The organism is Staphylococcus pseudoxylosus (genome assembly GCF_003697915.1).
Classification (GTDB): domain Bacteria; phylum Bacillota; class Bacilli; order Staphylococcales; family Staphylococcaceae; genus Staphylococcus; species Staphylococcus pseudoxylosus.
Genome location: NZ_RCVN01000001.1, coordinates 241393 through 257256 on the forward strand (window position 1 = coordinate 241393; position 15864 = coordinate 257256).

14 protein-coding genes are annotated in these 15864 nt (G+C 33.3%); 1 reads left to right on the plus strand and 13 read right to left on the minus strand.

The annotated features are described in order from the left end of the window. Positions 1–22 precede the first annotated feature (22 nt). From D9V42_RS01140 to D9V42_RS01160, 5 genes are all read right to left on the minus strand, one after another. The gene (locus tag D9V42_RS01140) at positions 23–3877 is read right to left on the minus strand and encodes a DNA translocase FtsK (RefSeq protein ID WP_122062549.1); all 3855 of its coding nucleotides are present in this window, start codon (positions 3875–3877) and stop codon (positions 23–25) included. A gap of 17 nt (positions 3878–3894) precedes the next feature. Beyond that, entirely contained in the window at positions 3895–4494 is a 600-nt protein-coding gene (gene ytpR, locus D9V42_RS01145) for a YtpR family tRNA-binding protein (RefSeq protein WP_122062551.1), read from the minus strand. Positions 4495–4507: 13 nt separating this feature from the next. Next, on the minus strand, positions 4508–5371 hold the full coding sequence (locus D9V42_RS01150; RefSeq protein WP_107555161.1) for a DUF1444 domain-containing protein: 864 nt from the start codon (positions 5369–5371) through the stop codon (positions 4508–4510). A gap of 130 nt (positions 5372–5501) precedes the next feature. Beyond that, positions 5502–5810 carry a thioredoxin family protein gene (locus D9V42_RS01155; RefSeq protein ID WP_107531160.1) on the minus strand — a complete coding sequence of 103 codons (309 nt, stop codon included), beginning with the start codon at positions 5808–5810 and terminating at the stop codon, positions 5502–5504. Between the two features lie 15 nt (positions 5811–5825). Further along, positions 5826–6902, minus strand: a complete 1077-nt coding sequence (locus D9V42_RS01160; RefSeq protein WP_122062553.1) for a M42 family metallopeptidase — start codon at positions 6900–6902, stop codon at positions 5826–5828. An 82-nt stretch (positions 6903–6984) separates the two neighbouring features. On the opposite strand from D9V42_RS01160, the gene D9V42_RS01165 reads away from it, so the two are divergent. Beyond that, a complete protein-coding gene (locus D9V42_RS01165; protein ID WP_122062555.1) occupies positions 6985–7302 on the plus strand; it encodes a PepSY domain-containing protein in 318 nt (105 codons plus the stop codon). A gap of 208 nt (positions 7303–7510) precedes the next feature. On the opposite strand, the gene D9V42_RS01170 is transcribed toward D9V42_RS01165, so the two are convergent. From D9V42_RS01170 to D9V42_RS01205, 8 genes are all read right to left on the minus strand, one after another. Then, positions 7511–8338, minus strand: coding sequence for a YtnP family quorum-quenching lactonase (locus D9V42_RS01170; RefSeq protein WP_122062557.1), 828 nt, complete (start codon positions 8336–8338; stop codon positions 7511–7513). A 198-nt stretch (positions 8339–8536) separates the two neighbouring features. Beyond that, positions 8537–9172, minus strand: a complete 636-nt coding sequence (gene trmB / locus D9V42_RS01175) for a tRNA (guanosine(46)-N7)-methyltransferase TrmB (protein ID WP_107555166.1) — start codon at positions 9170–9172, stop codon at positions 8537–8539. 12 nt (positions 9173–9184) lie between these two features. Further along, a complete protein-coding gene (locus tag D9V42_RS01180; protein WP_107555167.1) occupies positions 9185–9976 on the minus strand; it encodes a phosphotransferase family protein in 792 nt (263 codons plus the stop codon). 458 nt (positions 9977–10434) lie between these two features. Then, positions 10435–11280, minus strand: coding sequence for a D-amino-acid transaminase (gene dat / locus D9V42_RS01185; protein ID WP_017722174.1), 846 nt, complete (start codon positions 11278–11280; stop codon positions 10435–10437). 2 nt (positions 11281–11282) lie between these two features. Then, on the minus strand, positions 11283–12692 hold the full coding sequence (pepV, locus tag D9V42_RS01190; protein ID WP_122062559.1) for a dipeptidase PepV: 1410 nt from the start codon (positions 12690–12692) through the stop codon (positions 11283–11285). A 350-nt stretch (positions 12693–13042) separates the two neighbouring features. Next, on the minus strand, positions 13043–13456 hold the full coding sequence (locus D9V42_RS01195; protein WP_122062561.1) for a YtxH domain-containing protein: 414 nt from the start codon (positions 13454–13456) through the stop codon (positions 13043–13045). 18 nt (positions 13457–13474) lie between these two features. Continuing rightward, entirely contained in the window at positions 13475–14173 is a 699-nt protein-coding gene (locus D9V42_RS01200; protein WP_107555734.1) for a pseudouridine synthase, read from the minus strand. Further along, complete coding sequence (locus D9V42_RS01205; RefSeq protein WP_122062564.1) at positions 14170–15807, minus strand: putative polysaccharide biosynthesis protein; 1638 nt, start codon at positions 15805–15807, stop codon at positions 14170–14172. The genes D9V42_RS01200 and D9V42_RS01205 overlap by 4 nt, the downstream gene beginning before the upstream one ends. Positions 15808–15864 lie beyond the last annotated feature (57 nt).

Sequence of the window (15864 nt, forward strand, 5' to 3'; positions counted from 1 at the left end):
ACAACACTCCTTTATCTCTATATTAATTCTCATTTAAATCTGATTCTGTAATGTATACATCTCTTGGTTTTGAACCATTAGCTCCCGAAACATAACCTAGTTGTTCTAATTGATCAACTATTCTGGCTGCACGATTGTAACCAATCTGGAAATGTCGTTGTATTAATGAAGTTGAAATATGTCCCTCATTCAACATAAATTGACACACATCATCGAATAAATCGTCTTGCGGTTGACTTTCAGTTTTCTTTAATAATTCTTTTTCTTCAAACAAATATTCTGGTTCTCTTTGTTCTTTAATAAAATCAACTACATCATCAATTTCTTCATCAGATACAAAGGTTCCCTGAACACGTATTGGTTTATTCATTCCACTTCCAAGATAGAGCATATCACCGTATCCAAGTAAGCGTTCTGCACCACCACTATCTAAAATGGTACGGGAATCAACGCTTGACGATACCATAAATGCAACTCTGGTTGGAATATTTGCTTTGATTAAACCTGTTATTACATTGACAGATGGTCTTTGTGTTGCAACTAACATATGGATGCCACATGCACGTGCTTTTTGTGCTATACGAGCAATCGATTGCTCGACTTCTTGTGGTGCCATCATCATTAAATCTGCTAACTCATCTATAACTATAACAATTTTCGGCATTCTATCTTCATATGTTGCTTTCTTATTAAAGGCAGTTATATTTCTTACATGATATTTAGCAAAGACTTTGTAACGTCTTTCCATCTCTTCAACAGCCCATTTCAAACTTTGTGTAGCTGCTTTTACATCTGTGATAACTGGTGAAACTAGATGTGGTAAATCATTATATGGCGCCAATTCTACCATTTTTGGATCGATTAAAAGTAATTTTAATTCTTCTGGATGATTTTTATATAATAAAGACATTAAGATACTATTGATGCATACTGATTTACCAGAACCTGTAGCACCAGCTATTAAAGCGTGTGGTGTTTTGGATATATCCATCAGTAACGGTTCATTGTTAATTCTGAGACCCATGGCTACAGTTAACTTAGATTCTGAATTTTTAAATGCGGGCTCTTCAATTATTGAACGTAAATTTACGGTTGTTGAATTTTGGTTCGGTACTTCTATACCAACTAAACTCGTACCTGCTATTGGTGCTTCAATACGAATATCCTTAGCAGCTAACGCCATCTTAATATCATCTTGTAAAGCAGTGATTCTTGAAACTTTCACGCCTTTTTCAACAGATAATTCAAAACGTGTTACACTTGGCCCTTCTGTTACATTCTGTACCTCTGCTGGTACATTGAAATAATAGAAAGCTTCATTTAACTCTTGTTTTTTATCCTCTATCCAAGACTCATCTACTTCATGTTGTTTAGGTGCTTCTAATAATTCTACACTCGGTAATTTAATGTTTGGCCCTCGACGTATAGTTGGTTTACTTTCATTCTCGTTTGCTGTTTTTGTACCACCTAGCTGTGAAGTAGGTTCTGGTTTTAGTAATGGTTCTTGAACAGATTGTCCAGTGTGCTCATTTGGATTAACTGACTGATGATTGTTAACAACATTGCTATCTATAGACGCATCTGATTTATCAGATTGTTGTGTGTTACTATTTGATGTTTTAGCTTCAACATAATGATGTTCTGTTTCATTTATTGACGTTTCATCAGATAATGTTTCCGCTTCAATATCTGACGAATGATTTAGATCACTTTTTGCAGAACTGTATTGAACATTAGCTGATTCATTTGTCACACCTTCGTTTTGATGTTCTGAAGAATTCGTATGAGCTGCCTGTGTCTGTTGCTCTGTCGACTTAAGTTCAGTAGTATTATCGTTTGTTGCATGTTCAGTTGTATGTTCTGTCGCATACTGTATATTTGAACTAGCTCGATTTTGGTTCTGTGCTTTTCTTGCATCTAGCATACGTTTTTTATCCGAAGGAGTCATGACAACATTGAAAGGTTTACTCCCTTTCTTAATAGCTGATTTAGCTTGAGTTGGCTGATCGCGATGTGTTGCTTTACCTGTATCAACTTTTGAATCTACTGTATTATTTGTTTCCTGTTCATCTGAATCTATATCTTGTGAAACATCTTTATTATCATGAGCTACTTTTGAAAGACTAACATCTATATCATCTATTGTACTTTCTTCAGAATGAGATAGATTTGAGTCTTCGCTACTACCTTCAGCTGCTAACGATGGACTAGCAGATTCAAGAGATTCATTTACCATTGCTTCGGATTCAGATACTTGTGATGTTTCTACATTTTCGTTTGTATCGTCATCATTTGAATGTAAAGGCTCATTATTGGATGACATTAATTCACTCGTGTCATGATCTGCTAACTCTCTGTAATTGGCATCAGCTATGTCAGTTTCTGCGTTCTGACTTTCTTCTGTTGCTGATTGTATTTCGGTTGTATCTTTATTAAGGTCTCCGTTAGATTGTGAGTTAATCACCTCATCTGTGGGTGTGTCGCCAAGCGTATTGGCTCCGTCGTAAGATACGTTTTCATCTTTACCTTCTGACATATCGCCATCGATTGCTTGAGATTCTGAAACAGTATTTTCTGTTTGTGTTTCCGTATCAACATTTACATATTCGTCATTGATTGTATGTATATCACGAATATTATCTAAATTAATTTCTTCGTAATTATACGTTGAGTCAATCTCCTCTTCTTGCTGATTGTCAGATGTATTTTGCGTAACGTTAGGATTTGGAGCGTCTTGAACTGATGCTTCCGAATCAACTTCAGTAGCATTTGTCGTTTGATCTTCAGCATCTAACGAGCTTTCACCTATGTAGTTTTGAGCTTGTTTTGCATACATTTCATCGATTGCTTTTTGTATACTATCTTCTTGATTCTCTTGATGTTCATGACGTTTTTGTTGTAACGCTTTTTTAAATTGGCGCTTTTGAAGCACTTTTCTTTCACGTTCACGACGTATTTCTTCAACAATTTGTGAAGCATAGATATTTTCAATATTAATTGTATTATCAATTTTTGCACGCTTAGCAAGTGGTTCTTGTTTGGCGATATCTGTTGCATCAAACGAGTTATTTTGTGTCTTTTCCTCTTCACCTTCACTATCTTCTGTTTGTTCAATAGTTGATGAAGATACCACAGCATTACTATCTTTAGTAAGATCATCGACATATTGATCGTTATAATATGTCGTATCATCTGAACTCGCATTTTGAGAATCGTGCTGATCCGTATTATCAAAATCCAAACTAACTTTATCGTCATTTGAATCAGCTTCAGAGTGCTGATCCTGTTTAATAACGCCATTAACTAACGGACTAGGTTTTTTTGTACCAAAAATCGCAGAAGGAACTTCACTCGCTTTAAAATCACTTTGATGGTAACTAGGTGTATTAGATTTATGTTTTGAAGTCGCATTTGCACGTAAAACATCCGTCTGAATTCTCATCCTTTTACCTTTGTGACTTCTCTGTTCACTTTTTGGTTCAGAAGCTACTTCGTCACGTGTGTTATTTTGTTCTGTACGTTGCGAATCAGCATTATTAGAAACTTCATTTTCATACATATGTCTACGTCTTCTTTGTTTGTGGTTAACACTTATATTGTCGTCATGCTTGCGATAAGTATGATTATCAGTAACTTCAGTATTCGAGTTATCTACATTTGCATCGCTATTTACGTTATTTGTTTCATTTGCTTCTTCCAAAATACGCATTGGAAATCTAAACTTTCCTTTAGGTCTTTCATAAACATCATTGTTCTGAGGAAGTAATGAATCTTGGTCATCTTGTTGTGTAGCTTTTTGACGTCGTTGGCTTCTTTTATTAAGATAATCTTCACTAGAGTCATTATCTTCTCCAAATAACTTGTCGAACCAGCTCATACGCACATTACCTCCTTTTATTCTTCAAAAAATGCTTGCCCTACTGTGTAATCATCAGATAAGACCATAATACCTTTTTCTTGTGGTGCGTTTGGTAAGTCTAACTCTTTCATTGAACATATCATGCCGCTTGATGCAACGCCTCTTAATTCAGCATCTTTAATGACCATACCGCTAGGCATAACAGCTCCAACTTTCGCTACAACAACCTTTTGTCCTGCTTCAATATTAGCTGCACCGCAAACAATTTGTAATTTTTCAGTAGCAACATCAACGCTCAATACACTTAATTTATCAGCATCTGGATGTTTTTCTTTTGTCTCAACATAACCTACTACAAATTTAGGTGAAAAATCTGAATCTAACTTATAAGTGAATCCAGCTTCTTCAATAGCAGTTTGTAATTCATTGACTAAAGTTTCATTTAATTTAACGTGACCGTTGCCATCTATAGATGATTTTTGTGAAGCATTAAATATATTGAATCCTACAACTTTATTTTCATGTTGTATTTCGACGACATCGCCTTTATATTCATAGTTAAATTCACCGTTAGCAGGTTCTATTTGTAAAAATGCTACATCCCCTACTGCTTGTTTATTATAAAAAAGATTCATTAAAATTTACTCCTTACTTCTTATCTTTATTTTCGTATTGTTTTCTTGTCGCTTCTAATCTTTGGATTACATTTGGATCTCTTTTTTGTTTATTATTTTTACCTAAAATGAAAATAGGTTCAAAATGGCCTTTATCATATCCTAAAGATAGTGAAGTAATTGGCACTAAACCATTTGTGAAAAATTCCATAGTTAAATGTGCCATCACATCATAACCTGTTTTATTTCTTATATCAGCTATGATTAATACATCCTGATGTGGCACGGCTACTAACATTTCACCTTCGCATTGTTCTTGTATGTTATTTAAAAATGAAGTATTTAATACTCTACTAGCATCATAACCATCATTGGTATTAACAAAATAGAATATATTACCTTTTACTTCATCAGTCGTATATTTATTTTCTAATTTTCTTACGTTAAATAACGCCATCTCTTTTAATTGTTGTTTAGTGAGATTCATTTGATCTAGTGTTGTTTCATCAATTAGACGATAAGACTTACCTAAATCCATCGCATAATATATATTAGTTTCTGCAGTATGTTCATCTATAACAAATGCATTACCGCTTTTGTCCTTCTTATCAAAGCTTGGCGATCTTAATACTGGCATTACTTTAATGTCATCAGTATTAGATAATGTAGCGTCATTCATTTGTGCCACAGCTTCCTCAACGTAATAGACAATTTCATCAACTATTTTTTCTTTTTGAGATTTATATTTAGCTACAATCGGAGAGAGTTTAACAGTAACACCTTTATCATTATCTAATCTAGATATACGTAATGTTTCATCGTCACGATTAAAACTAAATTTAACGTCTAGATGGTTCAATCGATCTTTTAATTTATCTCTCATTTGAAAGACATTCATGTTTAACACTCCTATTAACGTGCCTTGTTCTAGTTTACAATAAAAGTACCCTTAGGAACAGAAAAAATGTAAGTTCTAAGGGTATATATTTTTATAAATTGACCTTGCTTTCTCTACGAAATGACTCGACTCATAGCGAAGATAAAAATGCATCAATTTGTTCAATTGATTTGCGCTCTTTACCAATATAGCTACCAATTTGTTGACCAGCACTAAATACAAGAAAACTTGGTATTCCCATGATGCCATGCTCAACGCATAAATCAATAAATTTGTCTCTATCTACTGATACAAATTTATATTCAGTGAATTTTTCTTCGATTTGAGGGAGTTCTGGTTCAATAATTTTACAGTCTGGGCACCAGTCTGCAGTAAATAAAAATACAGTTTTTTCATTTTTTAACTGTTCAAATTGTTGTTCACTTTCTAAATGCTTCATCATACCACTCCTATATTATTTATATTGTAATATTTTAATCTCTTCTTGGTTTAAGTGCGTTATACTCTCCAATAATAATTTTCTTGCAGCTTCATAATCTCTAATATCAAACACAGCATTTGTACTATGGATGTATCTTGCACAAACACCAATGACTGCTGTAGGAATACCGATTTTAGCTTTGTGAATTTCTCCACCGTCTGTTCCGCCTGGCGAAACATAATATTGGTGAGCTATATCAAATTCTTTAGCAAGCGAAAGTAAATAATCTCTAAATGTTGGTTTTAGTAACATTGTGCCATCTTTAATTCTAATTAAAGTGCCTTCCCCTAATTCACCTGACAAGTTTTGCTTGCCTTTCATATCGTTTGCTGGAGAACAATCGACAACAAAGGCTACATCAGGATCAATGAGTTCGGCAGAAGCGCTTGCGCCTCGTAGTCCTACTTCCTCTTGTACGTTAGCACCTACATACAAATCAAAATCCAATTCTACATCTTTTAGTAATTCTAATAATTCGATACCAATTAAACAACCATAACGATTATCCCAAGCTTTACTAGCATATCGGAATTCAGATAATTGCGTGAAAGTAGTATCAGGTACAATACTATCACCAATCTCAATACCTCGTTGCGCTACTTCCTCCCTATTTTGTGATCCAATATCTAACAACAAATCTTCAATTTTAGGAGCACCTTCATTACCTGATCTAAAGTGCTTAGGTATATTTGCAACAACGCCACTGATTTCTTCACCTTGGCGTGACTTTACTTTAAGCCTTTGGCCTTGCCATATATCATTGGCGACGCCACCTAAGTTGGTAAACTGTAGCATACCGTTGCTTGTTACATTCGTCACCATAAATCCAATTTCGTCCATATGAGCAGCGACCATAATACGTTTAGCATCAGGTTTTTTCGAGCGTTTCACACCGTAAAAGCCACCCATTCGGTTATAAATAAATTCATCTACGAAAGGCGCCATTTCAGATTCCATATATGATTTTACATCACTTTCAAAACCAGGTGCACCATGTAATTCTGTTAATATTTTCATTCTTGTTAATGTTTTATTATTGTTTATATCCAACGTGTCTCACTCCTTAAGATTTATTATATCATCTTCATTATGGTAAACTAGAAATATGACTTTATTGGGGGTAGATTGTGTTATGTTGAATAAAAAAAATAGATTCATCATCTTATTTATCATGCTGACAACTATTGTCGGATCTATTTATTTTTATACTCGCCGCAAGCATCAACAATATCAAGATCCAGAAAAAATCATTTCTGAAGTTAGAACCTATTTTATGAATGTGATAGGTTCATACATATTGCATGAACCAATTACTTATAAAGACACGAGTGATACTACGCTTGTTTACCAAGGTGGTATTACTACCCAAAACAATGGGTCACTTACTTCATATGATTTTTTTGTCGATGCAAATAGTGGAGAAATCATTAATATTATTGAATGTGAATGATAGAAGGTTAAAGTTATGAACGTAAAATGTATATAGTATGAGCATAAGCTTCATCTATGAGATGTGAGCTGAGACTGCTTCATATCGCAAAAACTATATACATAATTGAAGTCGAAGAATTAAAACGGATTATGCTCAAGATATATACACGTATATATCTTAATTCATGTTTTAACTCCGAAGCTTAAATTCATAACTTTAACCTTTTTTAATTTCTAGAAATAAATGTTTCAATTTCTGTCATACTCTGTTTGTCAAATTTCACTGCAAAACAATTCACATCATGATAATACAAGAACCAGTAATCATTTAAAATATAATTGGGAATTAAGCGTTCTTTCTCTCTTATTGACTGCATAGGATAGTCATCATAAGCAGTTACCCACAACGGGTTTCTATGAGCAATTGTCGGGAATATATCTCCCATGTGAATAGCTTTTTCGCCTTTACTCTCTATCGTAATAATAGAATGACCAAAGCTATGTCCCCCAGTATGCATGATGTGAATACCTGGTAAAACTTCCATTGCTTCATCAAATAGTAATAATTTTTGTTGGAAATCACCGTTATTCTTCGCCCAATAAGTTGATTTACTTCTCAAGTTGGGACTTTGGAATTCATGCCACTCGTCTTGCTGAATGATATGGATAGCATTTTCAAAAACCGCATGCCCTTTATTATCAGTTAAACCTGCAGCATGGTCAAAATGCATATGTGTCATCAACACATAATCAATATCTTTTATTGTCATATCCAATGCTTCTAAATCATCATTAATATGACTTTCGTATTCTGCCCCAAAATTTCTACGTTCTTTATCGGTTAATTTACCAAAACCAATACCAGTATCTATTATGACATTTTTATCACCAGTTTGTATTAATATTGGATGTGTAGGCAAAGGAATTTGATTCTTATCATTCACTTCGTATTTTCTTGTCCATAAAGCTCGAGGTACAACACCAAACATTGCCCCTCCATCAATATTTGTTATACCCCCGTTTAAATAATGTACGCTAAAATCTCCTAATTTCATAAATTAATTCCTCCTCAGTATCCTATAAACCTTTGTTACTCATTATCTTTTATATTAATACAAACAAACTATTACGTAAAATAATGCACTGTCGAGCACGATAAGCACTTTACTCTCATTATTTAATACAAAAATACATTACAATGGCAAAAAAAATTGATAAGGCTTTGCCCTATCAATTGGAATAATTTTATTAAATTAATGGAATTTTGCTTCCATCCGATAAATTCTAGAACCCTTATCAGAAAACTTTCTTTCATATTCTGTCTCTATGTTAGTTTCAACATCTTCTTGATGCAAGTTCAAATTAATTTTGGTGAAATACATACCAAATTGCGACATACTTTCTAAACTATATGCAAATAGTCCTCGATTATCAGTTTTAAAATGAAGCTCTCCATCTTTTTTTAATACTTGTTTATACAAAGCTAAATAAGTATGATATGTCAATCGACGTTTAGTATGTCTTTTCTTTGGCCATGGATCTGAAAAATTTAAATAGATGCGTGAAATTTCCTCATCTTTAAAATATTCATTAAGTTCTATCGCATCGTTACATATGAGTTTAATATTAGTTAAACCTTGGTCTAATACTTTATCTAGAACTTTAACCATTACACTTTTTTCCCGTTCCATCGAAATAAAATTGATTTCAGGATGTTGTGCAGCAAGCGTAGTTATAAACTGTCCCATTCCTGAGCCTATTTCAATGTAAATCGGTTGATCATTATCAAACCAATCACTGATTTGCCCTGCATGACTACCGTCGAGATCCACTATATTTGGTTCTTTTTTTAAGTAGTCTTCAGCCCACGGCTTGTAGCGCATTCTCATTTTGATAACTCCTTATATAAATGCATTGTTATTCATAACTTCATTTAAAAATTTAAGCCACATATTCATGTCTTTATAACGTTTCTGTTCCTCATACCACTGTACCATACCAATAGATTGTACGACGGTGTACCATTTCATACGTTTTTGTAAATCTATTGAATCTTTCGTACCATAAACATTTAACCACTGAGGCCATTTCTTTTCTGGAACGTAATTGTATAGCAGCATACCTAAATCAATCGCTGGATCAGCAATCATCGCGCCTTCCCAATCAACTAGATATAATTCATCATGATCAGACAATAGCCAGTTGTTGTGATTAACATCACCATGGACTACTGTAAAGAAACGAGGATCCAAGTTAGGCATATGGTCTTCAAGATAAGTTAAAGCTTTTCTAACAACATGATGCGTTAAAACTTCTCGTGATAAAGAAGCATTAATCTTGTTTAGTAGAATATCAGGAGTGATTGGCTCCATTTCCATACGTTTTAACATATTAAGTAATGTTTTAGAACTATGAATCTTTTTCAATAAATTGGCTACCCGTTGTTCATGCATTTCGTTGAAAGTAAGTTCTCTACCATTTTTCCAATGTTGCGCCGTTACCACTTCACCAGTTTCTATGCGTTTTGTCCACACTAATTTTGGTACAATACCTTCGGCTGATAATGCCGCAATAAATGGGTTTGAATTTCTTTTTAGGAATAACTTTTGCCCATCTTGTTCAGCCATATATGCCTCACCAGATGCACCGCCTGCTGAATCAAGCGTCCATCCCAATTGATAAAACTGCTCCAACACGTTCACCTCACTTTCAATTAGAAAATGGCTCAAGAAAACAGATTTCGAGAGCCATATATAATCATTTTCTATTACAATATTTTAAACTTCAACCCAAATTTATGTCGCCTCAAGTTTTATGACTGACACAATGTCCCATGTGGTTCAAGTTAAGTTATTTAATAACAGTACTGAGTTTCAAATTATAGCAACTTTTACATCATACCATAAATCAATCTCAAACAGAGTACTATTTTAATATTTCTATATCTTTTTTTCATGAATTTATTACGGTCAATTTCAAGACTCATAAAAGATTTTATAATGTTTGAGGTTGAATTTCAACCAAAAATGAGAAACAAAAAGATACATTTTACTTTCAATTTTATATTGAAATCTCTTAAACGGCTCAGTTAGCATTATAACATAATTTCAACGTAATTTATGTGACATTTTATATCCATTTATGGAAAATATTAACTATGTGTGTCAATGTATCTATTAAATCCTTCTTGCAATGATTTCGTAATACTACCTACTTCACCATCGCCTACATTTTCTCCATCCAATTTAACGACAGGCATGACTTCTATTGATGTACTAGACACAATGATTTCGTCTGCATTTTTTAAGAAATCCAATGTAAATACTTCTTCATTAAAAGGTATACCTTTATCTTCAGCAACTGATTTGATAACCATACGTGTTATACCATTTAATATATAATTATTTACTGGATGTGTGTATATCTCACCATTTTTAATCGCATACACGTTACTAGAAGACCCTTCTGTGACGATATCACCACGGTGTTGAATTGCTTCTTGAGCGTTATATTTAGTTGCGTATTCTTTAGCTAATACATTTCCTAATAAATTCAAACTTTTAATATCACATCTTAACCAACGAATATCTTCAGTTGTAATAGCATTAATGCCTTCTTCAAGCAATTTGTATGGGCGATCATATGACTTTGTAAATGCCATGATGTTTGCCTCTACTGATGGTGTAGGGAATGCATGATCACGTGGGGCAGCGCCACGAGTTACCTGGATATAGACACCACCATTAACGATGTTGTTTGTAGATAACAATTCCTGAATCAATTCCGTCAATTCGTCTACATTATATTTTAGTTCCAGACCGATTTCTTTAGCACTACGTAGTAATCTTTCAAAATGTTCTTTAGCTGTAAAAACGTTATTATCATAAACTCTTATATATTCATAAATGCCATCGCCAAAGACATAACCTCTATCGTTATAAGGTACATTTGCATCTTGCTCGTCCACAAGTTTTTCATTTATTAGTACTTTTGTCATATTTATTCCTCCACACACAATTTATATAATGACTCCAAGTAAATGCTTGTCGCATTAAATAATTGTTTTTTAGTAATATACTCATTTTTTTGATGCATTAAGTCTTCAGAATCGCTGAACATAGCACCAAATGCAACACCTTTATCTAAATTACGCGCATAAGTACCGCCACCAATAGTATATGGTTCAGTTTGATCCCCAGTTTGGTTTCTATACGCTTCTACTAAACTTTGTACAAAAGGATCATCTTTTTCCACATAATGTGGTGTTTGGTTCTTACCTAATTCAATTGAAAAACCTAATGGATTTATTTCACTCTTAAATCTAGTCAATGCTTCTTCAAATTCAAAGCCTTCTGGATATCTTAAATTAATACCAAATGACCCACCTTTTTGATTATCGTACGTTATTACACCTATATTAGTAGTAACGTCTCCCATTACGTCTGTATGGAATTTCATCCCCATTTTTTCTCCAAAATGAGACTCAAATAAATATTTATTACTGAATTCAACAAAATTAGCTGCTGTCTTATCTAAATCTAAACTTGATAAGAAATTCAGTAAATATAAACCTGCATTTACGCCAATAGACGGATCCATACCATGGACTGCTTTACCATACACTTTAAGAACTAATACACCACTATCAACAACACTTTCACCATCAATTTGATTGTCATTTAAGTATTGTTCAAAATTTTGAATAACGTCCGTCATATTTTCTTTAACTGCAACATGTGCGACTGCTTCGTCTGGCACCATATTATATCTTTCACCAGATTTAAATGAACGTAATTCGTATTCAGGTTCATCTTGATCTTCAGCTTTGTCGTTTTGAATTACATCAAACGTGCTGATGCCTTTTTCTCCATGAATAGCTGGGAATTCCGCATCCGGAGCGAAACCTAACACTGGCATTTCTTCTGTTTCGAAATAACGATCTGTACATTTCCAATCTGACTCTTCATCCGTACCAATGATGATATGTATACGTTTCTTCCAATTTACATTCATTTCATTTAAAATTTTGACTGCATAATAAGCCGCAATTGTTGGGCCTTTGTCATCCAAAGTACCGCGAGCTACAATTTTATCATCAGTAACTAATGGATTGAATGGATCCGAGTCCCATCCATCGCCAGCAGGAACAACATCTACGTGGCATAAGATACCAAAAAGATCTTCACCTTCACCCGCTTCAATTCGTCCGGCAATATGATCAACATCATGTATTCCAAATCCATCACGTTCTGCAAGTTGGTACATGTAATCTAGGGCTTTACGTGGTCCTGGTCCAACAGGGTTCTCTGAAGATGCCTTACCATCTTCTCTTACACTTTCGATAGATAAAAGTCCTTTCAAGTCCTCAATAATTTGACCTTCATACGCTTTTACTTTATCTCTCCACATTTGCAATCAACTTCCTTCTTATAACTAATATATTTAATATTTTACATGAACTAGAGAAGAAACTACAGTGAGATGTGTCTAATAATTCAAAAAATTAACTGTTATGATTTATATTAAAACAGTTTAATCGCTATACATTACTATATAAAATACCTGTATTAATATAGAAAAAGAGCGAGATAGAAATCAAAATTTGATTTCTTATTCTCGCCCTTATGACTTACTAAACATTTAATTAACATGTAATCAATGCATTAAGTTAAACAATAGCTAATGTGAATCATTCACTTTAATTACACACATAGATAACACTGTTCATAACTTAACCATACATATATACATTTTAAATTTTAATTTTCATCATGTTTGTTACTGTTATTTTTTAATTCTTCTTCTGTTACAACGCGTAGGTTGTTTGACGGATCAGCAGCACCTTCATCAGTAAATCGTGCTTCTTCAATATGCTCTTCTTCATTTTCGCTAACATTTTTAAAGCGATCTTTTTGTTCGTTGATAAATCCTTTAGGATCTTGCTTAACTTTTGAAGCATAACCCTTTGGATCTTGTTTTACTTCATTATATGTTTCCCCAGCCTTAGAACTTATTTGACTTGCGATGTCTTTAGCATTTTGTTTATAAGATTCTGGGTTGGATTTATATTTACTGTACTCATCTTTCAATCTATCTCTATTTTCTTTTTTAGAGAGAACAACGGCTGCGGCTGCACCACCGATGCCTACAATTGCTTTAAATAATTTTGACATAATAACTACACCTCTTCTTTATTTTAATCCTAAACTTTTAAAATCTTGCTGATTTAATTGACGATATTCTCCTGGTGCCAATGTTAAATCAAGATGAAGGTCGCCAATGCTAATACGTTTCAATTCTAAAACTTCATTATTTATCGCATGAAACATACGCTTAACTTGATGATAACGTCCTTCATGAATCGTAACAAATGATTTATACATTTCATCACTTTTCACTAATTCCGCTGGTTTTGCCAATCCCTCATTTAACTCAATACCCACTTTAAATGCATTTATATCATTTTTTGTAATATTTTTTTCAGAAACCACTTCATATGTTTTAGGAACATGCTTTGCTGGACTCATTAAATCGTGGTTGAATTGACCATCGTTAGTAATTAGTAATAAACCTTCTGTATCTTTATCTAAACGTCCCACCGGAAAAACATTTAAATATTTATATTCATCGACCAAATCTATAACAGTTTGTTGTTTATCATCTTCAGTTGCTGAAATATAACCCTTAGGTTTGTTTAGCATTAGATATACTTTATCGATATATTGAATACGCGTATCGTCCACTTTTACAATATCAACATCTGGATTTAATTGTCTTTTTGGTGATGTTTCTATATTATCATTCACAGTTACTTGTTTCTTCTTTAATAATTGCTTAACTTCAGTACGTGTACCTATACCCATATTTGCTAAAAACTTATCTAATCTCATTTAATAATCCCTAATTTACGTCTAAGTTTATTTGGTATTTCACCTAAAAATTGATCGGCTAATTTTGTCTTCATCGTGATACCTCCGTAAACAATCATACCAATAACTACACTTATAATTAAAATAGTTAATGAACCTATTTTAGATTCTGGTGAAATCAGCATTTGTAATATAAATGAAGATAATTCAACGATAATCATCATGATTAAACCATAGAGGAATATTTTACCAAAATGTAACCATGTCTCTGAAAAATCAAATTTCGCATATTTTTTAAGTATATAAAAATTACATAAAACAGCAAACAGTAGCGCAATCGCTGTACTTAAAATGGCTCCAGCTGTATGGAAAGCCATTATGAGAGGTGTGTTGAGTATAACTTTTAAAACAACTGCTGATAAAATTACAAATACAGTCAGTTTTTGTTTGTCAATACCTTGTAGCATGGATGCTGTCACACTTAACAATCCAATTAAAATAGCAACTGGTGCATAATAGAATAGTAGCTGACTTCCATCAACATTATAACTATAAAACACAGTATATAACGGTAATGCTAAAGCCATAATTCCTAAACTTGCTGGTACTGTGATATACATCAATACACCTAAAGAAGTTCTAATTTGTCTATGCATTTCACTTAACTCACCAGATTCGTATGTTTTTGTAATAAATGGAATTAAACTTACTGCAAAACCTGCTGATAGTGACGTTGGAATCATCACTATTTTATTAGTTGTCATATTTAAAATAGTAAAGAAATAGTCATGTAATCTACTCGGTACACCTGCTAAATCCAAAGCACCATTATGTGTAAATTGGTCAACTAAATTAAATAATGGGAAATTCAAGCTAACAATAACAAATGGAATACTGTACGAAATAATTTCTTTATACATTTTTCCATATGAAACGCTTATGCCTGAAACATCTGTTGCAACCATTTTTTCAATATTAGGTTTCCTTTTTCTCCAGTAATACCACAATGTAAAGATACCCGCTACGGCACCTATTGCTGCAGCAAACGTTGCAACACCATTAGCCTGTAATACACTACCATTAAAGACATTAAGCACTAAATAACTTCCAATTAGAATAAATAAGATACGTGCAATTTGTTCTATAACTTCTGATACTGCTGTTGGGCCCATTGATTTATAACCTTGGAACACACCACGCCATGTAGCGAGTAAGGGAATAAATATGACGACCATACTGATAATTCTAATAATCCATGTAATGTCATCGACTGACCATCCACCTTTAGCTCCTGATTCGTGAGCTAATGTGATGCTTGCTATACTTGGTGCTAATAAATATAAAATGAAAAATCCTATAAATCCTGTAATGGTCATAACAATAAAACTAGATTTATATAATTTCTCACTTACTTTATATGCACCTAAAGCATTATACTTAGACACATATTTAGACGCCGCTAACGGTACACCCGCAGTTGCAATAGCAATTGCTATATTATAAGGCGTATATGCATAGTTAAAAGGTGCCAATTTTTCTTCTCCACCAATAATGGCGTAGAATGGAATTATATATATTACACCCAGAACTTTAGTAATCAATATACTAAGGGTGATTAAAAAGGTACCCCTAACTAATTCTTTACTTTCACTCATTCAGATCTTCCTATCTCAAATTAAATTTTTACACTCGTAACTTCAATAATAACGTTA

What these genes read in the sequence shown, in the direction of transcription:
- D9V42_RS01200 (WP_107555734.1), bottom strand. Translation starts at nt 14,173, where the DNA reads ATGAGATTAGATAAGTTTTTAGCAAATATGGGTATAGGTACACGTACT.
- trmB (WP_107555166.1), bottom strand. Translation starts at nt 9,172, where the DNA reads ATGAGAATGCGCTACAAGCCGTGGGCTGAAGACTACTTAAAAAAAGAA.
- D9V42_RS01205 (WP_122062564.1), bottom strand. Translation starts at nt 15,807, where the DNA reads ATGAGTGAAAGTAAAGAATTAGTTAGGGGTACCTTTTTAATCACCCTT.
- ytpR (WP_122062551.1), bottom strand. Translation starts at nt 4,494, where the DNA reads ATGAATCTTTTTTATAATAAACAAGCAGTAGGGGATGTAGCATTTTTA.
- D9V42_RS01165 (WP_122062555.1), top strand. Translation starts at nt 6,985, where the DNA reads ATGTTGAATAAAAAAAATAGATTCATCATCTTATTTATCATGCTGACA.
- pepV (WP_122062559.1), bottom strand. Translation starts at nt 12,692, where the DNA reads ATGTGGAGAGATAAAGTAAAAGCGTATGAAGGTCAAATTATTGAGGAC.
- D9V42_RS01150 (WP_107555161.1), bottom strand. Translation starts at nt 5,371, where the DNA reads ATGAATGTCTTTCAAATGAGAGATAAATTAAAAGATCGATTGAACCAT.
- dat (WP_017722174.1), bottom strand. Translation starts at nt 11,280, where the DNA reads ATGACAAAAGTACTAATAAATGAAAAACTTGTGGACGAGCAAGATGCA.
- D9V42_RS01140 (WP_122062549.1), bottom strand. Translation starts at nt 3,877, where the DNA reads ATGAGCTGGTTCGACAAGTTATTTGGAGAAGATAATGACTCTAGTGAA.
- D9V42_RS01155 (WP_107531160.1), bottom strand. Translation starts at nt 5,810, where the DNA reads ATGAAGCATTTAGAAAGTGAACAACAATTTGAACAGTTAAAAAATGAA.
- D9V42_RS01170 (WP_122062557.1), bottom strand. Translation starts at nt 8,338, where the DNA reads ATGAAATTAGGAGATTTTAGCGTACATTATTTAAACGGGGGTATAACA.
- D9V42_RS01195 (WP_122062561.1), bottom strand. Translation starts at nt 13,456, where the DNA reads ATGTCAAAATTATTTAAAGCAATTGTAGGCATCGGTGGTGCAGCCGCA.